Consider the following 23291-nt stretch of genomic DNA (forward strand, 5'->3'; position numbering starts at 1 on the left):
TCTGCTCCTCACCCAGTGCCGTGACTGCAACTGGTTCTCTTTGTAAGGTAGCCGATCCGGCTGGGCGGATCTGTACATCGGGCGCAGAAAAATGACACCTGTTTCACATCGGTGTTCCGAGGTTGTGGTGAACGCGGCGGTGGATATCGTCGACCTCCGCCTCGCGCAGTACCGAGGAGGTGATCGCGACGAACTGCCCGCACCCGATCGTGGCATGCAATTCGACCAGCGCCCCGAGATTGTGCGCCGCGTGGGGAAGGTTCATGCTCAGGCAGTTTCGAAACGCCACGGCGTACCGGCTGACGGCCGACTGAAGTTGTCCTCGCGCGCGGGCGACATCTGCCAGAGCACTGCGGGTGGACGCGGCCGCGGCCCGGTCACCGACTCCCTCGTGCAGTGCAAGTGCAAGCGTGAGGCGGCGTTCGGCCTCGGGATGGTCACCTCGATCCCGCGCCAGAATGCCGAGATTGTGGTGGCCGAGGGCCATGCTGTGGCGGTCCCCGCCTTCTTCGGCGATCGCGAGAGCGCGGGTGGTGAAGTCCACGGTCTCGGCATCGCGGCCGCGCTGCTGCGCGAGCACGCCGAGTTGATGGAGCGCCACGTCCGTACTGCGACGATCGCCGATTTCCTCCGCGATGGCGAGAGCCCGGGTATAGCGGCGTTCGGCCTCGTCGTAGTCCCGGCCGATCGTCGCGAGCGTGCCGAGTTGACCGTGCGCATTGGCCATACCGGCATGGTCGCCGAGCCCCTCGAAAATGCTGAGCGCCTGGGAATAGCGGTGGCGCGCCTCTCGATAATCGCGGCGATCCTCCGCGAGGAGGCCGAGCCGATGGAAGACACTGGCCCGGATCGAGTGCAGGCCGCGTTCGTCCGCGATCGCCAGGGCTCGGATGTAGCGGCGTACCGCTTCGTCGACATCACCCCGCTCCTGAGCGAGTTCGCCCAGATGACGGTGACAGATGGCCTGGGTGGCCCGATTTCCGAATTTTTCCTCGACGGCGAGGGCCCGGGTGTAGAAGTGTTCGGCGTCGTCGTAGTCCATCCGGGCTTGTGCGAGCGTACCGAGTTGGTAGTAGAAGTTCCCGCGGCGCCGTGCGTCGGGGGCCAGTCGTTCCAGCGCGTCGCGGGCCAGGCGGGCCGCCCGGTCCTGCGCACCGATGGTGCTCAGACGACCGCAGGCCACCTCGGTGATGTGCATGGCCGTGTCCAGATCGTCCGCGTGCAGGTAATGATGGCGCGCTTCGAGCTGGTCGTGGAGCAGGGCGTCGCGGTCCTGCCGCCACATTCGCGCCCGCCATCGCCAGTATTCGCCGGCTCGGTGGTGGGCGCGGCGCAGCTCGGCGTCGGTGCTGTGATCGGCCAATTCGGCTGCGGTCCCGCGGTGTACGAGCATGTGCCCGGTCTCGGGGTCCACCGAGATGAGACTGCTCGCGGTGCACTCGGCGATCAGCGCACCGAGGACCTGCCCGGTGGCGTACGGAGGTGTCACATGCTCCTGGTAGGTGGCGACGGCAGGTGCCAATTCGACCTGCACGGCCGCGGGCAGGGTCGCCATGTCCAGCACGCCGTCGGGCAGTCTGATGTTGTGGCCGGTGAGGATCGCGGTGATCCGGTCGGCGGCCGCTCGGCATTCGGCACTTTGCGCGGACTCGTCGAGGTCACCGATCTGGCAGAGCGCGGCGGCGTTGTCGACGGGTTCGCGGTAGACGGACATGCCCAACAGCAGGTGCCGGGCCGCGGGACTGAGCCCGATGAGCAGATCGGCCAGCAGTATCTCGTTGGAGATGAGGGTTATGGTGGCCGCGATGTGGGTGTCGAGGTCGGCGGTGGCGTCCAGCGCGGCGTGGGTTTCCGGATGTGCCGCCAAGGTGGCGGCAAGCCGTGCGGTGGTGTCTGCGTAGCGCGCTCGGCCCTGGGCGAGCAGGGCATCGAGATATTCCAGGCTGCGGGGATGTCCGCCGAGCAGTCGCCACACCTGATCGAACTGGCCGGTTGCGAGCCGGTCGAGGGTCGGTAGCGACCAGATCACCTTGTAGGTTTCGGCGAGTGTGAGCGGGCCGAGCTGCCGCCACAGCAGTGCGGCCTCGGCACAATCGGGCAGGGTGAACCGATATCGGGTGGTGATCAGCAATCGGCCCGGCCCCGGCGTGCCGATCCACGCCGCGAGGACATGGGCCATGGTGTCGTCGGCCACGCGGTGATCGGTGTCGAGGTTCTCCTCGAAGTCGTCGAGCAGCACCACGACGGGAGCAAGGGGAAAAACCTGCTCACGCAGGATCTTCAGTCGTGTGTTCCACGGCAACCGCACGTCGAGCACTCGCGAGGTGGCTGCCGCGATCGCCGTTCGGTGCCGATCCGGCCCGGCGGTGCGGGTGTGCCGGCCGACGGCGGTGGCGATCCGGCGGAAGAAGCTGTCCACGTCGAAGTGTCCGGGGACGATCGTGACCGGCACCAAGGTGCGCTGGCGGGCGACGAGTTCGGTGGCGAGCGCGGTCTTGCCGATTCCGCCGATGCCGTGCAACACGATTCCGGGATATCGATCGCTGGCGAGCTGAGCGGGCAGCAGGCGTTGTTCGCGGCGGCGTCCGAAGAATTCGCCCCTCGCGCGTGCCGCCGGGCCGGGTGGACCCGGCGGCGGTGGTGTCGGGGGGTGGCCCTCGCCGGAGTACAGCCGGCATTCCGCCGTGGCCGCGAGGATTGTCACCACGCTCCATTCGTCCAGTGCGGCGAGTTGTCTCTCGTCGGGGACGGTGGAGGTGGCCAGCCGATCGTGCGCGGCCCGGCGGGCCCCGGACACGGCAGCGACGACGTCGGGCGCGCCAGACTGGGCCAGTTGCCGATAGGCGTCGGCGAATACGGCGGTGGCGTAGCGATCGGATACCGATGCCTCGGTGCCGATCACCACGTTCGCGCCGCGGGCGACCAGACCGGCGGCCACGGATTCGATATCGGTGCCGGCGACCGAGGTGTAGCACGCGGACAGGGCGATCACCGGGGGCATCAGCCCGGCGGGGATGGCCTCCGCGGCGAATTCGGCGGCGGTGACCGGGCGTTGCGCGCCCTGCTCGTCTTCGAGGACCAGATATCCGGGCTCGCCGTGCCCGGATATGTGCAGGATATGGGCCGGCGATTGTTCGAGCGCCGCCCGGATCGCATCGGTCGTCGCGAATTCCACGATCCGGATATCGGCGTCGCTGCGGCGCGCATTCCGAACGGCCGCAAGCACATTGAGCAACTCGTTCTCGTAGTTGAGCGTGACATCCCCGCCGGTGTCGGGCGCGGCGACGGCCACCAGAATTCGCAGGGGACCCGGGATCTCCGGCCACGCCGGCGCGGCGCCCGCCTTGCGGTACACCGTCACATTCGGGTGCAGGGCGAGCGGGCGATGCCGGGCCGGCTCGATGGCCGCTTCCCAGGGCAGCTCCCCGAACGGACCCGGCTCGATTCCCAGACGTAGTGGCGCACCGGTGGATTCGGCGGTGGCGATGGTCGCCCACAATGTTTGCGCCACGGTGTCGGGGAGGAACGACGTTGCGATCAGGGCCGCAGCGCGGCGCAGCGGTTCGCAACCCGGCGGCGCGTCGGTTTCCTCACCCGGAAGGAGGTCGGCGCCGCTGTCGCGATCGCGGCTGTTGCGTGTCTCGGCCAGGGCGAAGGACAGGCCAGGACTCAATCCCGCATGCGCGGCGCCGACGTCGATGCCCGCACCGCACAGCCGGACCGTGGTGTCAGTGACGGTCAGCGTCAGGTCCACAGCGCTCATGATGATTCATTGTTGTTGCTGCTCAATGTTTTTCGATGGTAGTTTCGGTTCCGTCGCCGCTGTTTCCGGGAGGGGCGCTGTTTCCGGGAGCTGTGCCGGCTCCGCGCCCGGCGCCGGACCCGGCGGGACCGGCGGCAATCGGGTGGCGATGCGGGCGCCACGATGTCCACCCTTTTTCCGGAACCGGTTGCCCTCCTGGCGATTCTGCGAGTTGTTCATCGGGTTCGTCCATTCGTTGCAGATCCAGGTATTCGATCTCTTCCCACCGCACGAGCACACCACTGGGCAATTGCACCGGCGCAGTGCCGTCGCGGACGACGAACTCGCCGGTTTTCGGATGCACCGCCAGTTGCGTACTCAGATACAGTTCCCCGGCCTCCGGATATCCGGATGCATACGACATGTCGTCGTCGGTTCCGCCGTAGCGGCCCGCCAGCCAGGTTCCGGATTTCAGCTTGATCCGGACGATATATCTGTTCTCTCGCGACCACACATGATCCCAGGCGCGTGGATGGGGCGCCCGCCCGTAGAGCCAGCGCGCGATCGGCCAATCTCGATTCGTGGCCAGGCCCATCGCGGCTCCGATCGCCGCCGGGACGAGAACATAGCCCACGGAAACGGCCTCGAACATCAGCCAGTTCACCAGGCCCCGCCGCAGGTCACCGCTGACCACGAAGTGCCGATACAGCAGCAGGGCCGGGCCCGAATACACCGCCAGAAATATCGACGAGGCTGCGAACAGACGTACCAGTCGGTCTGGGGAGCCGCCCGTATAGCTTCCCGCATTGCGCTCGTAGGTCAAGCTGTACGACGCTCCCGGCAATAGCGTCAGCAATGCCACCACGAGCGCCTGAAAGGTCGTGATCAACGCGGAATTCCCCCATATCGGTCATCCGACAGTGCTGGTGGCTCTGCGATTTCGCATCGTTTCATCGTGCTTGCGCGCTGTCAATCCCCGGATTTGTGAAAGGCTCTACGCGTGGCCTCGTTTCGAGGCATCGGCCGCACCGGGACTTCGCTGGGCACGTGTAGCATGCGAGCGGGTTCGGTTTCGCCGCCGGGATGGGAATGAAGAAAATTGTTAGTTATCGATACGAGCTTTGCCGCCCCGGTTGCCGCAGGTGGAATCGGTAGCCGCGACGCCGGTCGGCGGAATCGGCCGTGAATCGGGTCGAACGGGCCGCCGTGGAAGCATGGCGAGCATATACGAAATTTATCGCCGCGCAACATGTGGCATTCGAGCAGCGGCAGCGCGAAAGCCATATCGACTGGCTGCGTTCCCAGTCCGAGCGCGCGCCCGTCCACTGTGGTCATTGCGGGACGGTGAACGCGCCGCGTTCGTTGAGTTGCGGGAAATGCGGTGCGACCGAAAGATTGTCACTGATACCGCCGCCGGTCGATCCGCCCGGTAGCGGGCGGCTCGAAGCGGAACCCGTGCCGCGCCGTCGGTCCGATATGATCGGGGTTGCCGCGGCTTTCGGGATCCTCGCGGTTGCTGTGGGAATCCTTGCGATGGGAGAATTCGCTCTGTTCCATGACACCCAGCATATTCGCTCGGATTCCGCATCGACGGCGACTCGCACGACGGTGAGTATTCGGCCGACGATGACCGCGACGCAACCCCCGACCACCATTCGCACGCCGTTACTCGCTCGGCCGGCGGTTCCCGATGACACCGTGCGGCCGACGAGCGCCGCGTCGCGAAATACCGGTATCGCCGGACAATGGCAGGACGGCGGGGATTTCATCACTATTACCATGACGAAACAGGGCTCGTACGTATATCACGTGTGGGCGGGATTCTGCGCCGACATCGGTTCGGGTGCCGAACTCACCGGCGATGATTCCGGTGCCGGCGGCACGGTGTCATTTTGCAGTAACGGTGACAGTCTGACCGTCTCGGTCAGCCTCGAGGGTGCCGGGCTGAAGTGGGTGGGCGGAAGGTACGGCGCTACCAAACATTTCATTCGAGTGGGTTGACATCGACCTGCCGGAATCGCGGATTGCGTCAGCTCGGGACGATGGCCCGTTCGGGGCAGTTGTCGGCGGCCTCGCGGGCCTTGTCGGCGAGTTCGTCGGGGACGTCGGTGACCAGGGCGGTGCCGTGGCTCTCGGCGTCGAGGTCGAAGACCTCCGGGCAGATCTCCCAGCAGCGGGCGTGGCCCTGGCAGCGATCCGGATCGACGGCGATGTGCATGAACGGTATGTCCTTGGCGTGGTGCGGGATTCGGATCAGAAGGTAGCGGACACGGCCCAGGGGCCCTCGGTGAACGGGCGGCCGAGTACTTCCATGCTGACGACGATACGGTCGGTGGCGGTCGCAGGGTCGGACGTGCACAACATGTGGGCGGCCTCGGGCATGGCGTCGTCCGGTTCGACGGGGGCGTTGTCGGGGGTGTGCGGCGAGACCACGGCCACGCCCGGGGTCATCACCAGACCCGAGGTGCCGAGCGAGTTCACGCTCACGCCGGTGCCGTATAGCTCGGCGGCCAGGCCGGTGGTCAGGCGGTCCAGGGCCGACTTGTACATGCCGTAGGGCACGCAGCCGTCCTTGGCCCACTCCGGATACGGACGCTCATGCACACCTGCCCGGTGTTGAACATCGACAGGTACACCGCGCCCGCGGCGGCGCGCTCCAGATCGGCGTCGGCGCAGACGATCATCGCGTCCTTGCCGCCGAGTTCCAGCGTGCAGGGCAGCAGCCGTTCGGCGCAGGCCGCGGCGATCTTGCGGCCGGTGGCCACGCTGCCGGTGAAGCACACCTTGTCGACCTCGGCGGCGACCAGGGCCGCGCCGGTCTCGCCGTCACCGTGCACCACCTGCACGACGTCGGGGGGCACGCCTGCCTCGTGCAGGATCTTCACCACCCACTCGCCCGAGCGCGGGGTGATCACGCCGACCACGCCCAGCGGCTGATAGTGGATGTACAGCTTCTTCATCGGCTTCAGGTAGCCGTGCAGTGGCTGCCGGTGCGGCCGCCAGTGCCTCGGTCTGCGGCTTGCCGGTCTCCGACCGCACGGTCGCCATGATCTCCTCGCGCCGGGCCACCAGCACATCAATGGCCGACCGCAGGATGGCGGCCCGCTCGGCCACCGGTCGGCCCGCCGCGCGGTTCGCGGTGCCGGGCCGGCTCGCCGGGCTCGTAACCCCGGGCGCGGCCGATCGCGGTGACATTCGCTCGGATCGGACTGGGGCTACCTCGATTTCGGTGGACATCTGCCGACTGTGAAAGTGGGATACCGGGTTTCGGCGGCCCGGCCCCGGGCTGTCGGTCCGTGGCCCCGGCGTGTCGAATTCACCTGTCCGGATGGACACGCCGCGATAACCCGGCGGACGCTGTTCGGCAATTTCGATATGGCCGACGGTATTTCGTGAATACGTCGTGAATGTCGCGCGAGGTGAGGCAGGCCACAGTACGAGATTCGCTCGCCGCCTTTAACATTGGCACGCCAGGTACTGTCGCAGCGTCGCGCGAGTGCCCTTTCGAATATCGACGTGTGCCCGGTCCGAGGACCGGCGGTGGCGTGGTCAAGGAGTGCGATGCTGGTGCGACGCCGGTGGGCCGGGAAACTCGACCGAGCCGATTCCGAAGTTGTCGAACAATCCCTGTCGTTCGTGCGCGACACCGACGCGGACAGCGTGCTGGCGGGCCTGGCGCCGGGCCTGTCCGAGTACCGGCGCGCGCAGGTGGTGGCCCACTGCACGCTCGCGCATGCCGCCGTGCTGGTCTTCCCCGCCTCGACCGCCGAGCTGATCGAGGACCTGCGGGCGGACGGGCTCGCGGTCGACGGCGCGATCCCCAGTGTGGTCGTGCGCGAACGGCTCGGACGGCGCTACGGGGTGGACCCTGCCCACCTGGACGTCTCGATCGTGAACATCCGGGTGCCCGCCGTCGACGGCGAACTCCGGGCGGTGGAGCTGTTCGCGCTGGCGGCCGGACCGGATCTCGGCACGCTGGCCGGCCGGGAGCGGCTGGAGCGCAACGAGTTCCATGTGGCGCTGGAGGTCGCCGCGCCGGACGACGTGGTGGTGGCCGGACTGCGATCGTTGCTGATCGAGGAGGGCGGCCTGACCGCCGACGGCAGCGGCTACAACGCGGTCGAGGACTGCACGGTGCTGTACTTCCGCGGCGCGGCGTCCGCGCACGGCTACCGGCGGCTCGAGTTGCGCATCCACGGGCGATACGATGCGGCGCTGCGAGCGCACCGGACCGCCGCACCGGAGGATCGGGCGATCCGGTTGCTGGAGTTGATGACCGGAGCCTGGGCCACCAGCGCCCTCGCGACGGCGGCGGAACTCGGTGTGGCGGACGCGCTGGCCGACGGCGCCGGCGGCTCGATCGACGAACTCGCGGACCGGCTGGCCGTCGACCCGGACGGGCTGGCCCGGCTGCTGCGCTACCTGGAGTCGCTCGGCGTGGTCGGCCGGATCGGGCGGACCTGGGTGCCGACCGAACTGGGTGAGCTGCTGCGCGCGGACGCCCGGCATTCGATGCGGCCGTTGGCCTTGCTGTACGGCGGGCCGTTCTACCGATCCTTCGCCGCCCTGCCGCATGCGGTGCGCACCGGCCGCGAAGGGTACGAAACAGTCTTCGGCCGCGCGCATTTCGATCATTTCGCGGAGAACCCGTCGCTGGCTGCGCTGTTCGACGCGGCGATGGCGGCGTCGGCGCCGATGTTCGAGCCGATCCCCGGACTGGTCGACTTCACCGACGCGGCCGTGGTCGTGGACATCGCCGGCGGCAACGGCGAACTGCTGGGCCGGATCCTGCGGCACGCGCCGCATCTGCGCGGGGTCCTGTTCGAGCGCGGGCACGTGCTGGAACGGGCCCGGCCGAAGCTGGCCGCCGGCGGTGTCGCCGATCGATGTGACTTCGTGGCAGGCGATTTCACCGTCGGAGTGCCCGCGGGCGGGGACGTCTACCTGCTGTCGCGGGTGCTGCACGACTGGGACGACGTGCAGTGCCGGGACATCCTGCGGCGCTGCGCCGAATCCGTCCGGCCCGGCGCGCGGTTGCTGATCGTGGAACGGCTGCTGCCCGAGGCCGGCGCCCGGTCGCTGGCGGTGCCGTGGGATCTGCACATGCTGTGCAATGTAGGCGGCCGGGAACGGACCGCCGCGCATTACGCGGAACTGCTGGCGGACAGCGGTTTCGACGTGACCTCGGTGAGTGCGCTGCCGCTGGACGGTAATCTGCTGATCGCCCGGCGGCGCGCGATTCCGGCCTGATCGGCCGACCCGATGAACGACGATGAACGAGGTATGTGCTGATGGCGGTGTCGGTCGACGACTATCTGGTCGGCCCGCCGGAACTCGCGGACCGCACCCGGCATCGGACGCTGGCGGACGTCTTCGCCGCGGCCGTCGACCGATCCGGCGACAGCACCGCCGTGCTCGACGGCGTCACCTCGTACAGCTGGACCCGGTGGCGCGACGAATCCCGCGCACTCGCAGCGGGATTGGCCCAGCTCGGGGTCGGCCTCGGTGATGTGGTCGCGGTGCAGTTGCCGAACTCGTGGGAGTTCCTGCTGACGCATGTGGCCGTCGCCGAACTCGGCGCCGTGATGATGCCGGTGCACGCCGCCTACGGCGACCGCGATCTGCTGGCCCTGCTGCGGCGCGCCGAGGCGCGGGCGCTGGTCCGGCCCGCCGGTCGCGCGCTGTCGGCGGAGGTGATCGCGGCGGTGCGGCAGGTGGTGGTCGTCGGTGACACCGAGGCGCGCGGCGTCGTCTCGTTCGCGGCGCTGCTGCACGACTTTCGGGGCCGCGGCCCCGCGCCCGTGCCGTTGCATCCGGAACTGCCGTTCGTGGTGCTGCCCTCCTCGGGCACCGTCTCCGGCCGGCCCAAACTGTGCCTGCACAGCCACGGGACCCTGCTGTCCAACGCGGCGGCCGTCGCGCGCGACGGCGCGGCCTCCGGCGCCGACATCCTCGTCAGCGCCGGCCCGTTCACCCACCTGTTCGGGCTGCTGTCGATCCACCTGTCGCTGCTGACCGGCGGCCGGCAGGCGCTGCTGCGCGGCTGGGACGCCGCCGCCTTCCACCGCCTGGCCCAACGGTCCGGCGCCACAGTGCTGTTCGCGGTCCCCACCCAGTTGCGCGACGTGGTGACCGGCCTCGCCGACCCGGACACCGGGCCGCTGCGGCTGCGCGAGGTCCGTACCGGCGGCGCGGCCGTGCCGGGCAGCCTGGTCGCCGACATCCGGCAGCGGACCGGGGCGACGACGATCGTGCAGTGGGGCATGTCCGAGCTCGGCGCGGGCACGGTTACCCGCCCGGACGATCCGCCGCACGTCGCGACCGGCAGTATCGGCCGTCCGCTGACCGGCAGCAGCGTCCGAGTGGTCGACGCGTCCGGCGCGCCCTGCCCGGTCGGCGCGACCGGCGAATTGCAGTACCGCGGCCCGCACATGTTCCGTGGCTACCTGGGCGATCCCGCGGGCACCGCGGCGGCCTTGACCGCCGACGGCTGGCTGCGCACCGGCGACCTGGCCTCGATCCACCCCGACGGCACGGTGGCCTACCGGGGCCGCGACGCCGAGGTGATCAATGTCGGCGGCGTCAAATTCGCCGCCTCCGATATCGAGTCGCTGCTCAGCGACCTGCCGCAGGTGGCGACCGCGGCGATCGCGGCCAAACCGGACCCCCGGCTCGGCCAGTATCCCTGCCTGATCGTCGCGACCCGTCCCGGGCACACCCTGGACCTGGCGACGGTCCGCGCCCACCTGCTGGCCAAAGGCGCTGCGGAATACCAACTTCCGCTGGAGTTGCTGCTCGTCGACACGGTACCGGTCACACCCACCGGAAAGGTCGCGCGCGGGCGGCTGGCGCAGGTGCTGGCCGGCGCGGCGGCGCGCCCGGCTCGTCCGCACCCGTGGGCGTCCGGGCCGCCGGCCGATCGGGTGCGCGCGGCGGCAGCGCTGGTGCGCGAATGTGTGGCGGCGCTGGTTCCGGCAGCCGAGTTCGGTGGCCGTCGTCCCTTCCGCGACCTGGGCGTCGATTCGCTGCGGGCGGTGCGGCTGGCGGTGGCGCTGTCCGAGGCCACCGGCCTGCCCGTATCCACCACCGTGGCGTTCGACCACCCCGACCCGGACACGCTGGCCCGGCACCTGGTGGACCTGGCCGCCGCGCAGCCGCGGACCGCCGGGCCGGGCGGAGCCGCGGGTGAAGGCAGCGCGGCGGACGGTGATCCCGTCGTCATCGTCGGTATGGCCTGCCGGTTGCCCGGCGGCATCGCGTCGCCCGAACAGTTGTGGCGGCTGCTGGTGGCCGGTGGTGAGACGGTCGGACCGTTTCCTGCCGATCGGGGTTGGGATCTGGCCCGGCTCACCGATCCGGATCCGGCGACGCCCGGGCGGTCCGCCGCCGGCGCGGGGCACTTCCTCACCGCCGCAGCGGAGTTCGATGCGCGCTTCTTCGGGATCTCGCCGCGCGAGGCCGCCGCGATGGATCCGCAGCAGCGATTGTTGCTGGAGACCGGTTGGGAGGCGTTGGAGCGGGCCGGTATCGATCCGTCGGCGCTGCGGGGTTCGGACACGGGCGTTTTCGTGGGTCAGATGGCGTCGGACTATGCGCCACGGGTGTTCGAGGCGCCCGAGCAGTTCGACGGGCTGGTGCTGACCGGTAACTCCGGTGCTGTCGCGGCGGGCCGGATCTCGTACACGCTGGGCCTCAACGGGCCGGCGCTCGCGGTGGACACCGCATGTTCGTCGTCGCTGGTGGCATTGCACCTGGCCGCACAGTCGCTGCGTCGCGGTGAATGCGGGTCGGCGGTGGTCGCGGGGACGACGGTGATGGCGACGCCCGCGTCCTTCGTGGACTTCACGCGGCAGGGTGCGATGGCCGCCGATGGGCGGTGCAAGGCGTTCGGGCCGGGGGCGGACGGGGCGGCGTGGGGTGAGGGGGTCGTCACGCTGGTGCTGGAACGACTGTCGCGGGCGGTCGCCGCCGGGCATCCGGTGCTGGCGGTGGTGGCGGGGTCGGCGGTGAACTCCGACGGCGCGAGCAACGGGTTGACCGCACCGAACGGCCAAGCCCAGCAACGGGTTCTGCGGGCCGCGCTGGCCGATGCGGGGGTGGGCGCCGAGGGCGTCGACGTGGTGGAGGCGCACGGCACCGGCACTCCGCTCGGCGACCGCATCGAGGCCGAGGCGCTGGCCGCCGTGTACGGGGGCGCCGATGCCGGGGGGCCGTTGCGGGTGGGCTCGGCCAAATCGAATGTGGGGCACACCCAGGCGGCCGCGGGGCTGGTGGGTGTCGTGAAAACCGTGCTGGCGCTACGGCACAGCGTGCTGCCCGCGACGCTGCACACCGGTCCGGAGCGGCCCGGACTTCCGTCCGGCCCCGGGCGAGGGCTGCGGCTGGTGCAGGCCGCCGAGGCGTGGCCTGGGACCGGCCGGGTGCGCCGGGCGGGTGTGTCGGCCTTCGGTATCGGCGGTACCAACGCGCACGTGATCCTCGCGGAGCCGCCTGCGGTGGCGGCCGAGCCGGTGCCGACGCCGGACGGGGTGGCGGTGCCGTGGGTGTTGTCGGCGCGGGATTCGAACGCGTTGCGGGAGTTGGCTGCTCGGCTTGTACCGGTGGCCGGCGACCGGGGTGCGGTCGGCCGGGCGCTGGTGGGCGCGCGGGCCGAGTTCGACCGGCGGGCGGTGGTGGTCGCCCGCGACCGGGCCGAACTGCTCGCGGGGCTCGGCGAGGTGAGCGGGGTGGCGGTGTCGCCGCACGCGGTGGTCGGTGTGGCCCGCCCGGATGTGCGCCCGGTGTTCGTCTTTCCGGGGCAGGGGTCGCAATGGGAACGAATGGGTGCGGAACTGCTCGCCGAATCCCCGGTTTTCGCTCGCGCGGTGGACGCCTGCGACCGCGCGCTGGCGCCGCACGTCGACTGGTCGGTGCGGGCGGTGCTCGAAGGCGCTTCGGGCGCACCGTCGTTGGATCGGGTGGAGGTCGCGCAGACGTCGCTGTTCGCGGTGATGATCGGTCTCGCCGAGGTGTGGGAGGCACTGGGTGTGCGGCCCGCGGCGGTGATCGGGCACAGCCAGGGCGAGATCGCCGCCGCCGTGGTGTGTGGCGCGCTGTCGCTCGACGACGCCGCGGCGCTGGTGGCGCGCCGGGCGGCGGCGGTCGCGCGGCTCGCGGGGGCGATGGCGGCGGTGGCGCTGTCCGCCGGCGAACTCGCCGGTCTGCTGTCCGATGACCGTGGCGCGCTGTCGGTGGCCGCCGACAACGGGCCGCACGCGACGGTGGTCTCCGGGCCGGCCGCGGCGGTGACCGAACTGGTCGCCTCGCTCGTCGAGCGGGGTGTCCGGGCCACGGTGCTGCCGGTCGATTATGCCTCGCACTGTGCCGAGGTGGCGTCGATCGAGCCGGAGCTGACGCGTGAACTCGGCACTCTCGCACCGCGATCCGCATCCGTGCCGTTCTATTCCTCGGTGGTGGCCGGGCCTCTGGACACCGCCGAGCTCACCGCGTCGTACTGGTATCGCAACCTGCGCCACCGGGTCGAATTCCGCCGTGCCGTCGAATGTCTGCTGGCGGCGGGCTACACCGACTTCGTCGAGGTCAGCCCGCATCCGGTGCTGACCCAGTCGATTCTGGACACCGCCGGGACGGCGGGGCACACCGTCACCGCGGTCGGGACCCTGCATCGCGGGGCCGGTGATCTGCAGCGGATGCTGCTCTCCGCCGCCGAGGCGTACGTGCACGGCACACCGGTCGACTGGTCGGCCCTGTTCGCCGGGCAGTCCGGCCCGCACGTCGAGTTGCCGACCTATCCGTTTCAGCGGCAACGGTATTGGCTCGACCACCCGTCCGGGCGTCCGGCGGCGGCGGGCATCGACTCGTCCTCGGGGACTGCGGTTCTCCGTTCGCCGCCGAGATCTGTGCGTACCCAACCGCCGTCGGCGCGCGGCGACTCGCTGCCGGGACCTGCCGCACCGACGGAGGCCGAGTCGGTGGAGTCGGTGCGTCGTCATGCCGCCGTCGTCCTCGGGTACGCCGATGTCGCGGAGGTGGGGCCGGACGACGCGTTCACCGCGCTGGGTGCGAGTTCACTGGCCGCGGTGGAGTTGCGCGGCCGGCTGTCCCGGGCGTTCGACGTGGCCTTGCCCGCCTCCGTCGTATTCGATCACGGCACACCGCGGGCGCTGGGCACTCACCTGCATCGGCTGCTGGGTGTCGTGGCCCCGCCTGTCGCCTCGGACGGTCTCGGCGCACTGGTCCGGCAGGCGTGCCGAGACGGGCGGGCGGAGGTGGCGCTCGACCTGATGGCGGTGGCGTCACGGTTGCGGCCGACCTTCGACGCCGACAGCGCTGCGGCGCAGGCGACCACGCCGGTGCGGCTGGGCGGGAGCGGCGGTGACCACACGCTGGTCTGCTTTCCGTCGGTGCTGCCCGGTGGGGGACCGCACGAATATGCCGGGCTCGCTGCGGCATTCGGGGATGCGTACACGGTACTGGCGCTACCGCAGCCCGGATTCGCCACGCCCGGACCGCTACCCGCCGATATGGCCGCCCTCGCCGCCGCGCACGCCGTCGCGCTCACCCGGGATCCGGGGTCGTCGCCGCTGGTGCTGTGCGGGCATTCCGCCGGTGGCGTGGTCGCGCACGCGGTCGCCGAGCGGCTCGAGGAATCGGGACGGCCTGCCGCCGGACTGGTTCTGCTGGACAGCTATTGGCCCGACCGGGTGCTGCACGCCGACCTGCTGCCCCTGGTCCTGGCCCGGGTGCTCGCCGACGGTGGTTTCGACCCGGGCATGGATCGGCTGACCGCCGCGGGCGGATATCTGCGCGTGCTCGCCGCTGGGCGGCCGCCGGCCGTCCGGACGCCGACGCTGGTGCTGACCGCGCGGGAACCGATCCCGGGCGCGGACGCGATCGTCCCGACCCGATGGCAGCTGCCGCACACCGCCGTCGCGGTTCCGGGTGATCACTTCACGATGCTCAGCGCCCATGCCCCGGCGTTGGCCGCCGCGATCGACCAGTGGTGGTCGGCCGTCGTGGCCGAGCGCCGACCGACCGCCGATCAGGGAGCGACCGACCGACCATGACCAGCACGCTCGACCTCACCGCACTGTTCACCGACCCAGCGCTGGTGGCACCGGACCCCGACACCGGAGAACCCTCGCCGTACGCGGCGCTGCGCCGGCTGACCGACCGGCTCGGTGACCGGCCGCTGCTGACCGATCCGGACACCCTGCGGACCGTGCTGGAACTGGCCGCCGTGACCGACCCGCGCCTGTTCCACACGCTGTTCCTGCACCACTGCATGGCCATCGGCAATGCGATCGATCAAGGCGCGGCCGACGCGGATGTCGCCGCGCTGGCGTCCGGCCGCTGGATCGGCGCCGCGCTGATGACCGAGGCCGGTCGCGGCAACAGCAGCTCCGGAATCCGCACCGAAGCCGAATACGACTCCGCCACCGGAGAATTCGTCCTTCACACCCCGGACGCGGACGCGGCCAAACATCCGGTGAACGTCGGCCGCGGCGGTGTGGCCCGGATGGGTGTGGTCAGCGCCCGGCTGCGGGTCGGCGGCGTCGACCGGGGCACGAACCTGTTCCTGGTGGCGCTGCGCGACGAACACGGCCCGTGCCCCGGCGTCGTCATCGAACCGCGCCCGCGCACCGCGCTGCTGCCGGTCGACTACGCCACCGTGCGTTTCGCCGGTGCCCGCGTCCCGTATGCCCGCTGGCTGCGCGACGGCGCCGAGATCACCGCCGCCGGAACACATCACGACCCGCTGGACGGCCCCGGGACCCGCAGCCGCCGCAGTGTGAGCATGAGCCGCTTCGCCTGGGGCGCGGTCACCGCGGGCCTCGGCGCGGTGGCCCGCGCCGCCGTCGTCCGCGCGCTCGCGCACGCCCGCGGCCGCCGCACCCTGGACCGCCTCGCGGGCGAATGCGCGGCCCTGGACCACCTCAACCAGCAGCGCCTGCTGTGCACCGCCACGGCGGCCGCGCTGGCCGCCACCGTCGTCGCCCACCGCACCACCGCGGACTCCTGGCGCCTCGCACCGGACGGCGACGGCCCGGCGCCGACCACCATGCGCAACCTCTCGATCCGCAAGGTCGCGACCGGGGTACTGGCCGACACCGCCGTCACCCTGGCCCGGTCGAGCGCCGGCGCGTCCGGATTCTTCTCCGGCAACGGCTATCTGGAGTACCAGGGACTCACCACCGCATTCCGCTCCGCGGGCGGCGACAACCGCCTGATCCTGCTGGACGCCGCCTGGTCCCTCGTCCACGACCCGGATTACCCGGCGCCCGAACCGGATTCGGTGCAGGACCACTGGGCCGAACTGTTCGGCCACCGGGAACGCCTGCTCTACACCGAACTCGAACAGGGCCTGGACACCCCGGACGGCCTCACCTTCGCCACCTGGAACCGCCACACCGAACTGGCCCAGCGCCTCGGCGAAGCCCACGCCGCCCGCCTCACCGCCGAAGCCCTGCACGAGCAATGGCACGGCCCCGCCGCGCCGCCCGCACACCGCACGGTACTGGCCGACCTGTATCAACTGTCCTGCCTGGAAGAGGTTGCGGCGCACGACGGTTGGTACCTGGCCCACGACCTGCTGTCCGCCTCCGAGGTCCTCGCCCTGCCCGGCCGCATCGACGACGTGTGCCGCCGATTGATCACCCACGTCGACGTGCTCGTCGAATTGCTGGACATCCCCGCGCAACTGGTGCGCGGCACAGCCGGCTGACCGGGCCGGCGCGGCCGGGCGAAAGGTGATCCGCGCCGCCCGCGTGCCGGTGGCTCGTCGGTGCGCGCCCAGGTCGACGGTCCACTGGTGGCCCCAGGGGCCGCCCGGCGAAATGGGATGCGCCGCGGGTGCAGAACGCGCTGTTGCCGGCGTTCACCGGCCGGCTCGAGCGAGCCCGCGCGGAACTGGCGGCCATCACGCGCGACGCCGTCGACGCGGGGAGGAAGGCGAATTGATTTTCGTTGCCTTCCACAGCTTTCTGGTCGGATTCTGGCTCGGTGATCCCGCCGCGTTCGCCGCACATCTCACCGAGATCGCCCGGCAGCTGGGCAATGAACTCGCGCTCATCGCATCCCGCACGGCTCAGGTGTGGCTCGATCTGTATTCCTGGAGGTTTCGCTCGGCGATCACGAAGCGGCGCTGAGCGTCCTGCGACCGCTGCTGGACGCGTTTCGCGCGGCGCCGGACGCCACCTGATGTTCGCGTTGTTCCTGCCCGATGCGGTGGAGGCGCTGATCGGGCTCGATCGTCTCGGCGAGGCCGAACCGCCGATCGATGCGCTGGAGCGCGACGGCCGTCGCGTCGATCGCGCCCGGATGCTCGCCGCCGGGCTACGGTGCCGGGCAATGCTGTTCGCCGCTCGCGGTGATCTCGAGGCGGCCACCGCGGCCGCCGAACTCGCCATCGCCGAACACGATCGGGTGCCGATGCCGTTCGAGCGCGCCCGCACGCAGCTGCTGGTGGGCCGGTTACGGCGGCGCCGTCGCCATCGCGACGCCGCCACGGCGGGCCTTGCCCGAGGCCCGGCACACCGCCGGTCGCGATCACCGATGCAACGACTTCCTGATTTTGCACCTGCACTTGCCTCGGACATAATCTCGGATGGCGGGCGATATTTCGTCGAATTTCGGGTTCAACGATCCGGAAGTAGGTGTTCCGGGGGTGCGGTCAGGGCTCGATCAATCCATTCAGAAAAGCTTTCTCTGGTTAACTTTCCGAAGTGAAAAATCAATATCCGACAATGACTACAGCGCAGGTATGAATGGTTTCGTTACCCAACTGTTATTAAATATCGTGGCTGCGCCAAGATGAGAACAGGTTATATTTCAAACACGTTTCGATGCGGCTCGACATTCCCGCCGACGCCGTTGCTCACCTTTTCTGGAGACAGCTATGCGATCGATCCATTCTGCCCTGCTCCGGGCCGGCGTTCTGATGCCGGTCGCGGTCGCCACCGTCTTTTGTCTGGCCACCCCGGCGAATGCCACCGCCACCACCGTGAACTGGAGTTGCCAGGGCACGGTGTTCGGGATCAGCCAGACCTCGAGCATGACCACCTCGGTCACCGGCACCGCGCCGAGTTCGGCGGCGTCGGGTGGCGCGGTGGCCATCACCCTCACGCCGGGTTCCTCGTCGGTTCCCAGCTCGGCGTCCGGCCTCACCGTGAACAACATCAGCAATCTGAAGATGACCTTCCCGACCCCGGCGAATTCGACGCTGGTCTCGGCCTCCGCCTCCGGAGGTACCGTGTCCGGCACCGTGTCCACCTCGGGTGGGAACGTCGTTCTCACCGTGCCGGGCCCGATCTCCGGCGGCACCAGCTTCACCCCGCCGGCGGTGACCATCAATGTCACCGCCGGTGCCTCCGGGACATCGATCACCAGCAAGTACGCGGGCACCAGCTACACCAGCCCCGGTATGACCATGACGACCAATGTCGCCCTGGTCGGCAATGTGGCGACCTCGTGCTACCCGAATCCGTCCCCGACCCTGACCACCACCACGGTCAGCTGAGCCCGGGGACGGGCGCCACGGTCCGCTCCGGCGGACGGTGGTGAACATGCCTGGACCGGCTTGTGCGAGCAGGCCGGTCCAGGTCCCGCCCGAGTCGGGCCGGGTGCGCACTGTTCCCGATAGTGGTTGGCCCGCTTCGGGTTTGGTGTAGTGTCAGCCACTCACGATACAGAGTATCGCATCGGCTGCCGGCCGATCGATCGAGGGGAAAGCCTGTGTGTCCGAGGTCAATCGAACCCGCCCGGATCTCGGACGAGCTCAGAAAGGCCCTGGAGTTCTATCACGGAACCGTCGAGGATCTGGTCCGCGAAGTGATCAGAGTGCTGGGCGTGAACGAGACCGATCGGCGTGCGCTGGAGATCGTCCTGCTCGAGGATGAGAAGTCCACGACGCCGAGCATGCTGGCCGAACGGCTCGGCCTCACGGCGTCGGGCGTCACGATCATGCTCAACCGGCTGGAGAAACAGGGCTATATCGCCCGCTCGCTGCACCCGACCGATCGGCGGCGCGTCATCGTGGTGGCCACCGAACTCGCGGCCCGGCGCGCCCAGGAACTCGTCGCACCGGTGATCGTCGAGAGCTACAAGATGCTGCTCAGCTGGTACGACCCCGACGAACTCGAAATCATCGCCGGCTTTCTCACCCGCGCGGGCGAACTGCAACGAATCCACCAGCAGCGGCTGCGCGACGTGGAGCCGTACCCGAGACCCTGATATTCGATCGTCGTGGCGGCTCGGATGTGTTCGCGCGCTGCCTTTTTCGACAGCGAATCGGATCCTGACATGACAGAGTCGTCCGAACGGACGGATACCGCGGACGCCTGCGAGGGCGCCGACACATCGGCCGGCGAGGGTATCGCCGGCGGGGACCGGGCCACGAAGCCGGTCGAATCACCGGATACGGCAACGGAATCCATCGACGATCCGATCGGCGATGCCGCCGTGGGGCCGCGGCCGCCGCGGTGGTGTGACCGGGTGACCGGAGGCCCGTCGGCCGGAAGGTTGCGACGGCATGCGCCGCGTGCGGGCGTGGTGACCGCCCTGGCGACCGCCGTGATCGGGATAACGCTTGCGGTGCGGGCGGATTCGAGCACATCGATGCAGACGAGCACCGCCGGTGCGCTTCCGCGCGGGTCCGTCGTGCAGACCTTCGGCTACGGGGCCACTCCGAGCACCGCGGACACCGGCATGACATCGGACGCATCGAGCACTGCCCCTGCCGCGGGCGATGTCTCGGATACCGGCGTCGCCGCCGACGCCGGAACCACCGAGCCCGCTGCCGAATCCACCGACCCCGGCACCGACCCGGCCACCGCGACGGAAACCCCGGCAGCCACGACGCCGGATGCCCCGGCCGTCGGCCCCGCGCCTGCCCCGATGAGCGCGAGTGTCGAGGCCACGGCCAGCCTTTCGGTCCAGGCCGTGCCCAGTGTGCCGGACCCGGGCACCGTGCCGTCGATATCCACGGTCACGGTCTCCGCGGCTCCGGCGGGCGCGTCGACGGTGACGGTGACCGCCGATCCGAGCACGGTGACAGTGTCGGCCGATCCGCCGATCGTCACGGTCGCCCCCGGCGCGGTGACCACCACCGTTACGACGGCGTCCCCGGCGACGGTGTCCGCCACCGCGACAATGCCGATCGCTACGACGCCGATCACGACGACGACACCGACCACCACGGTGCCGATCACCACGACGACGCCGATCACGACGACGCTGGTCACGACGACGCTGGTCATCACCCCATCGACGACACCGCCCGGCACCGTGACGGCGCCGGCGAGCGCTGCACCCATGACCGTCGGCGCTACCGGCACGACGACGCCCGCGAACGCCACGACGACGCCCGCGAACGCCACGACGACCACGATTCCGGCACGGTCGACCACGACACCCACCGCACCGGTGGTGTCCACGACACCCGCGTCTCCGCCGGTCCCATCGAGGCGGTGTACAACCACCTCGCCGCCGCAGACGACCGAGTCCCCGAAAGCGGTGCGCCCGACGACGCCGTCGGTCGCGCATCCACCGTCCACCTCACCCGGCATGTCGGCAGCAGGCGCCCGGATACCGCTCGCCCCGGAGCGCGCCTGCCGACAGTAGATCCGCCACGATCGCCCCCGCCTGCCTGCCCATACCTGTATTCGAAGTCGAAATATGCACGAACACAGGGGAATTCATGAAGATGCGATTGATGACGGCGGTCCTGGCCGCGAGCGCGGTGGCGCTGACGACCGGTGCGGTCACCGGCTCGGCCGTCGCCAATGCGAAGGGCCGGCCCTGCGGGGATCCGGTGATGAAGTCGGGGGCGGGCACGTTGGGCACCCCGTGGACGCTGAAGTCGATGTACGACGACGACGGCCCCGGACTGGTGGCGGGCGAACCCGATACCGGTGCACGAAAACTTCGGGATAACAGCGTTCTTCGCCCGGCGGGAGGGTGACCGAGCCGTCGATGACCTCGCCGGTATCGTGGCGGACCGCGTGCGGGGACATCACCTCCGTGGTGCCGTGGACCACCGGATTCGGGTGGGTCTCATTGATTCCCGTCGGCGTCGAGACGACGTCGTTGTCGGTGAAGAACGCTGTTCCGTTGTCGGACAGCACGACTGTCCAATGCTGGCCGGCGGCTTCGGTATTGATCTGAACTCGCGAGGACTTGGCAGTTCGCGTCACCGCGTCCGGTCGCGACCCGCTCACTGCCGGCGATGGTGTCGTGGAGTAGTGTGGTGGCCTCGCCGAGCTGGCCGTTCGTGCCCGCGATGCTCGCCCGAAAGCCCTTCCGCCGCAGAACCTATCAGGCGATGTAGTCGCGGTCGCGCGAGCAGGACGGGTACGGCATAATCTCGGCCGGAGGGGTCCGCACTCGATGAAGGCTGATTTTTCCATGACAGCACCGGCAGTCCGCGCCGCGTGGGCAGGTCGGCGATGAGCCGGGTGGTTGTGCTCGGGCCCGGTGGTGTGCCCGGCACGGCGTGGTTGTTCGGCCTGATCACCGGGCTGCGCCGGGCGGGTATCGATCTGGCCGACGCCGATACGATCGTCGGCACATCTGCCGGTGCGATCGCCGGCGCGCTCCTCGGCGGTGCGAAAGACCTCGGCGCGGTGCGAATGCCCCGGCCGCGTTCGTATGCGGAGGCCACGAAGGACTTCGATTGGTCCGTGCTGGAACAGGTGGCGGCCATCATGGAGGTGGGTGTTCTCGATCTCCCGGTGCGGTCCCGCCTCGGCCGGCTCGCTCTGGACGCAGCCGTGCCGTCCGAGACCGACCATGTGGGTGACATGTATCAACTACTCGGCGACAGCGCCTGGCACCCGGGTCTCGTGCTCCCGGTCGTCGACGCGGAATCCGGTGAGCCGGTGGTGTGGCGGGCCGGCGACGGCATGCCGCTGCCGCTGGTGGTCGCGGCAGGCACGACGATGCCGGGCATGACGGCCCCTGTGACGATCGATGGGCACCGTTACATCGACGGCGCCTTCCGCAATCGCGCCAATGCCGATCTCGCCGACGGGGCCACGACCGTCGTACTCGTCGAACCGATGGCTCATACGGTACCCACCATCGATCCGATCGAGGCGGCACACCTCGTCCGCATCGCCCCCGACGCTGCGGCCAGGCAGGCCCTGGGCACCACGCTGTCGGACCACTCGGTCTGGCCCGAAGCGTTCCTTGCGGGTATGCGCCAAGGAGTCGCCGCCGCGCCCGAGGTCCGAGCGGCCGACTGGACCCGCCGATCGGATCGGAGTAGCCGGTGACGGTCGGATCGACACGGTCATGTCGCGCACATTGATTCGAAACATATTGTCGCCGAACGAATTATGACCTACTCGCCGTCGGATCGACATGCCTCGGCGGGCCGGATAGCCTCACCGGAGATACTGGACCCGTAATGGGAGGTCACCTTGACGGCATCGATTCTCGATGTTGGTCTCGACACATCGCACATCGACGCGGACGCGTATGTGCGAGAACTGATGCAATGGCATTTCCGTCCCGAGACCGGGACCCCGTACTGGTTGCGCCGCAGGGCCGCGCTGGATTTCGATCCGTTGACCGACATCCGCGGAATCGACGACCTCGCCCGGTTTCCCAACGTGGCCGACGAACTACGCGACGTCCCCGTGCAGGATCTGATCCCACGCGGCCTCGGGCCGAATCCGGAGATCGCCGGCGTCTACGAATCCGGCGGCACCACCGGTGCACCCAAACGCCTTCCCCTGTTCGAGGATTGGCTCGACGCCGAGGTGCGGTGGGAGGACTGGGCGGCCGGGCTGCCCGCGGGTGGTCCGGTCAACATTCTCGCTGTCACACCCTCCGGCCCCCACATCATCGGGGAATGTGCCACTCGAGGAGCCCGGCGCACCGGTGGGGTGAAGTTCGCCATCGACCTGGACCCGAGATGGGTGAAACTCCTTGTCTCGCAGAATAAAACCGGCGAGGTAGCCGACTATATCGAGCACATCCTGGCGCAGGCGGCCCACATCCTGGCCAGCCAGCGGGTGGACATGCTGTTCATCACCCCGCCCTTGCTGACCGTGCTCGCCGCACGTACCGAATTGGTCCAGCTGATCAACAAGACGGTGCGCGTCATCCGGCACGGCGGTGCGAGAATGAATCCCGCGAATCTCGAGTTCTACCGCGCCGAGCTCTTTCCCGGCATCGTTGTGCGGGGAATGTACGGCAGCACCACGATTCTCGGTGCCGGCAAAGAACGCCTGAACGAAAACTGCGATGGGGCAAGCATTTACGACGCTTTCTCGCCCTACTTCTTCTACCGGGTGGTGAATCCGGCCGACGGGACCGATGTCGAGTTCGGCGAACGCGGCCGGGTGGTGATGAACCACATCACCAAATACCTGCTCCTGCCGAACAATCTCGAACGTGACACCGCCTACCGGATCGAACCCCCGCCCGGCACTGTCGGCTGCTCGGTCGCCGACATCGAGCCTGTTGCCGTGTTCGGCGGGCAACGGGTGATCGAAGGCGTGTACTGATCGATGCGGGGCACGGCCGCGTCGCCTCCGTCCGAGGA

General features: G+C 69.5%; 17 protein-coding genes. 11 read left to right on the forward strand and 6 right to left on the reverse strand.

Features of this window, described 5'->3' with window-relative positions:
• Positions 1 to 103: 103 nt before the first annotated feature.
• Positions 104 to 3763: a tetratricopeptide repeat protein gene (locus LBW94_RS09285; protein WP_225059601.1), complete on the reverse strand. Its 3660-nt coding sequence runs from the start codon at positions 3761 to 3763 to the stop codon at positions 104 to 106.
• Positions 3764 to 3785: 22 nt separating this feature from the next.
• Positions 3786 to 4631, reverse strand: a complete 846-nt coding sequence (locus LBW94_RS09290; RefSeq protein WP_225059602.1) for a DUF6338 family protein — start codon at positions 4629 to 4631, stop codon at positions 3786 to 3788.
• Positions 4632 to 4924: 293 nt separating this feature from the next.
• Between LBW94_RS09290 and LBW94_RS09295 the strand changes: the two genes are divergently transcribed.
• Positions 4925 to 5743 carry a hypothetical protein gene (locus tag LBW94_RS09295; RefSeq protein WP_225059603.1) on the forward strand — a complete coding sequence of 273 codons (819 nt, stop codon included), beginning with the start codon at positions 4925 to 4927 and terminating at the stop codon, positions 5741 to 5743.
• Positions 5744 to 5771: 28 nt separating this feature from the next.
• On the opposite strand, the gene LBW94_RS09300 is transcribed toward LBW94_RS09295, so the two are convergent.
• The 3 genes from LBW94_RS09300 to LBW94_RS09310 are packed head-to-tail and all read right to left on the reverse strand — an operon-like array spanning position 5772 to position 6702.
• Entirely contained in the window at positions 5772 to 5960 is a 189-nt protein-coding gene (locus LBW94_RS09300; RefSeq protein WP_225059604.1) for a ferredoxin, read from the reverse strand.
• A 35-nt stretch (positions 5961 to 5995) separates the two neighbouring features.
• A complete protein-coding gene (locus LBW94_RS09305; protein WP_225059605.1) occupies positions 5996 to 6304 on the reverse strand; it encodes a hypothetical protein in 309 nt (102 codons plus the stop codon).
• Complete coding sequence (locus tag LBW94_RS09310) at positions 6265 to 6702, reverse strand: aldehyde dehydrogenase family protein (protein ID WP_225059606.1); 438 nt, start codon at positions 6700 to 6702, stop codon at positions 6265 to 6267. Before LBW94_RS09310 ends, LBW94_RS09305 begins: the two co-directional genes overlap by 40 nt.
• Before the next feature lie 601 nt (positions 6703 to 7303).
• On the opposite strand from LBW94_RS09310, the gene LBW94_RS09315 reads away from it, so the two are divergent.
• From LBW94_RS09315 to LBW94_RS09345, 7 genes are all read left to right on the forward strand, one after another.
• On the forward strand, positions 7304 to 8992 hold the full coding sequence (locus tag LBW94_RS09315; RefSeq protein ID WP_225059607.1) for an acetylserotonin O-methyltransferase: 1689 nt from the start codon (positions 7304 to 7306) through the stop codon (positions 8990 to 8992).
• 41 nt (positions 8993 to 9033) lie between these two features.
• A complete protein-coding gene (locus LBW94_RS09320; protein WP_225059608.1) occupies positions 9034 to 14808 on the forward strand; it encodes a type I polyketide synthase in 5775 nt (1924 codons plus the stop codon).
• On the forward strand, positions 14805 to 16466 hold the full coding sequence (locus tag LBW94_RS09325) for an acyl-CoA dehydrogenase (RefSeq protein ID WP_225059609.1): 1662 nt from the start codon (positions 14805 to 14807) through the stop codon (positions 16464 to 16466). The genes LBW94_RS09320 and LBW94_RS09325 overlap by 4 nt, the downstream gene beginning before the upstream one ends.
• A gap of 232 nt (positions 16467 to 16698) precedes the next feature.
• The gene (locus LBW94_RS09330) at positions 16699 to 16890 is read left to right on the forward strand and encodes a hypothetical protein (protein WP_225059610.1); all 192 of its coding nucleotides are present in this window, start codon (positions 16699 to 16701) and stop codon (positions 16888 to 16890) included.
• A gap of 52 nt (positions 16891 to 16942) precedes the next feature.
• A complete protein-coding gene (locus LBW94_RS09335) occupies positions 16943 to 17470 on the forward strand; it encodes a hypothetical protein (protein WP_225059611.1) in 528 nt (175 codons plus the stop codon).
• Positions 17471 to 17639: 169 nt separating this feature from the next.
• Positions 17640 to 18260, forward strand: a complete 621-nt coding sequence (locus LBW94_RS09340; protein WP_225059612.1) for a hypothetical protein — start codon at positions 17640 to 17642, stop codon at positions 18258 to 18260.
• 329 nt (positions 18261 to 18589) lie between these two features.
• On the forward strand, positions 18590 to 18973 hold the full coding sequence (locus tag LBW94_RS09345; RefSeq protein ID WP_225059613.1) for a MarR family winged helix-turn-helix transcriptional regulator: 384 nt from the start codon (positions 18590 to 18592) through the stop codon (positions 18971 to 18973).
• A gap of 440 nt (positions 18974 to 19413) precedes the next feature.
• Here LBW94_RS09345 and LBW94_RS09350 read toward each other — a convergent pair whose 3' ends face one another.
• Positions 19414 to 20175, reverse strand: a complete 762-nt coding sequence (locus tag LBW94_RS09350; protein ID WP_225059614.1) for a hypothetical protein — start codon at positions 20173 to 20175, stop codon at positions 19414 to 19416.
• A gap of 263 nt (positions 20176 to 20438) precedes the next feature.
• On the opposite strand from LBW94_RS09350, the gene LBW94_RS09355 reads away from it, so the two are divergent.
• The 3 genes from LBW94_RS09355 (at position 20439) to LBW94_RS09365 (ending at position 23253) form a co-directional block, all read left to right on the forward strand.
• On the forward strand, positions 20439 to 20702 hold the full coding sequence (locus LBW94_RS09355; protein ID WP_225059615.1) for a hypothetical protein: 264 nt from the start codon (positions 20439 to 20441) through the stop codon (positions 20700 to 20702).
• A gap of 484 nt (positions 20703 to 21186) precedes the next feature.
• Complete coding sequence (locus tag LBW94_RS09360; RefSeq protein ID WP_225059616.1) at positions 21187 to 22014, forward strand: patatin-like phospholipase family protein; 828 nt, start codon at positions 21187 to 21189, stop codon at positions 22012 to 22014.
• 207 nt (positions 22015 to 22221) lie between these two features.
• Positions 22222 to 23253: a phenazine antibiotic biosynthesis protein gene (locus LBW94_RS09365; RefSeq protein ID WP_266270412.1), complete on the forward strand. Its 1032-nt coding sequence runs from the start codon at positions 22222 to 22224 to the stop codon at positions 23251 to 23253.
• Positions 23254 to 23291 lie beyond the last annotated feature (38 nt).

The sequence above is a fragment of the Nocardia sp. alder85J genome (assembly GCF_020176955.2).
GTDB lineage: Bacteria > Actinomycetota > Actinomycetes > Mycobacteriales > Mycobacteriaceae > Nocardia.

What these genes read in the sequence shown, in the direction of transcription:
- LBW94_RS09285 (WP_225059601.1), bottom strand. Translation starts at nt 3,763, where the DNA reads ATGAGCGCTGTGGACCTGACGCTGACCGTCACTGACACCACGGTCCGG.
- LBW94_RS09300 (WP_225059604.1), bottom strand. Translation starts at nt 5,960, where the DNA reads ATGCACATCGCCGTCGATCCGGATCGCTGCCAGGGCCACGCCCGCTGC.
- LBW94_RS09310 (WP_225059606.1), bottom strand. Translation starts at nt 6,702, where the DNA reads ATGAAGAAGCTGTACATCCACTATCAGCCGCTGGGCGTGGTCGGCGTG.
- LBW94_RS09315 (WP_225059607.1), top strand. Translation starts at nt 7,304, where the DNA reads ATGCTGGTGCGACGCCGGTGGGCCGGGAAACTCGACCGAGCCGATTCC.
- LBW94_RS09320 (WP_225059608.1), top strand. Translation starts at nt 9,034, where the DNA reads ATGGCGGTGTCGGTCGACGACTATCTGGTCGGCCCGCCGGAACTCGCG.
- LBW94_RS09325 (WP_225059609.1), top strand. Translation starts at nt 14,805, where the DNA reads ATGACCAGCACGCTCGACCTCACCGCACTGTTCACCGACCCAGCGCTG.
- LBW94_RS09335 (WP_225059611.1), top strand. Translation starts at nt 16,943, where the DNA reads ATGTTCGCGTTGTTCCTGCCCGATGCGGTGGAGGCGCTGATCGGGCTC.
- LBW94_RS09340 (WP_225059612.1), top strand. Translation starts at nt 17,640, where the DNA reads ATGCGATCGATCCATTCTGCCCTGCTCCGGGCCGGCGTTCTGATGCCG.
- LBW94_RS09355 (WP_225059615.1), top strand. Translation starts at nt 20,439, where the DNA reads ATGAAGATGCGATTGATGACGGCGGTCCTGGCCGCGAGCGCGGTGGCG.
- LBW94_RS09360 (WP_225059616.1), top strand. Translation starts at nt 21,187, where the DNA reads ATGAGCCGGGTGGTTGTGCTCGGGCCCGGTGGTGTGCCCGGCACGGCG.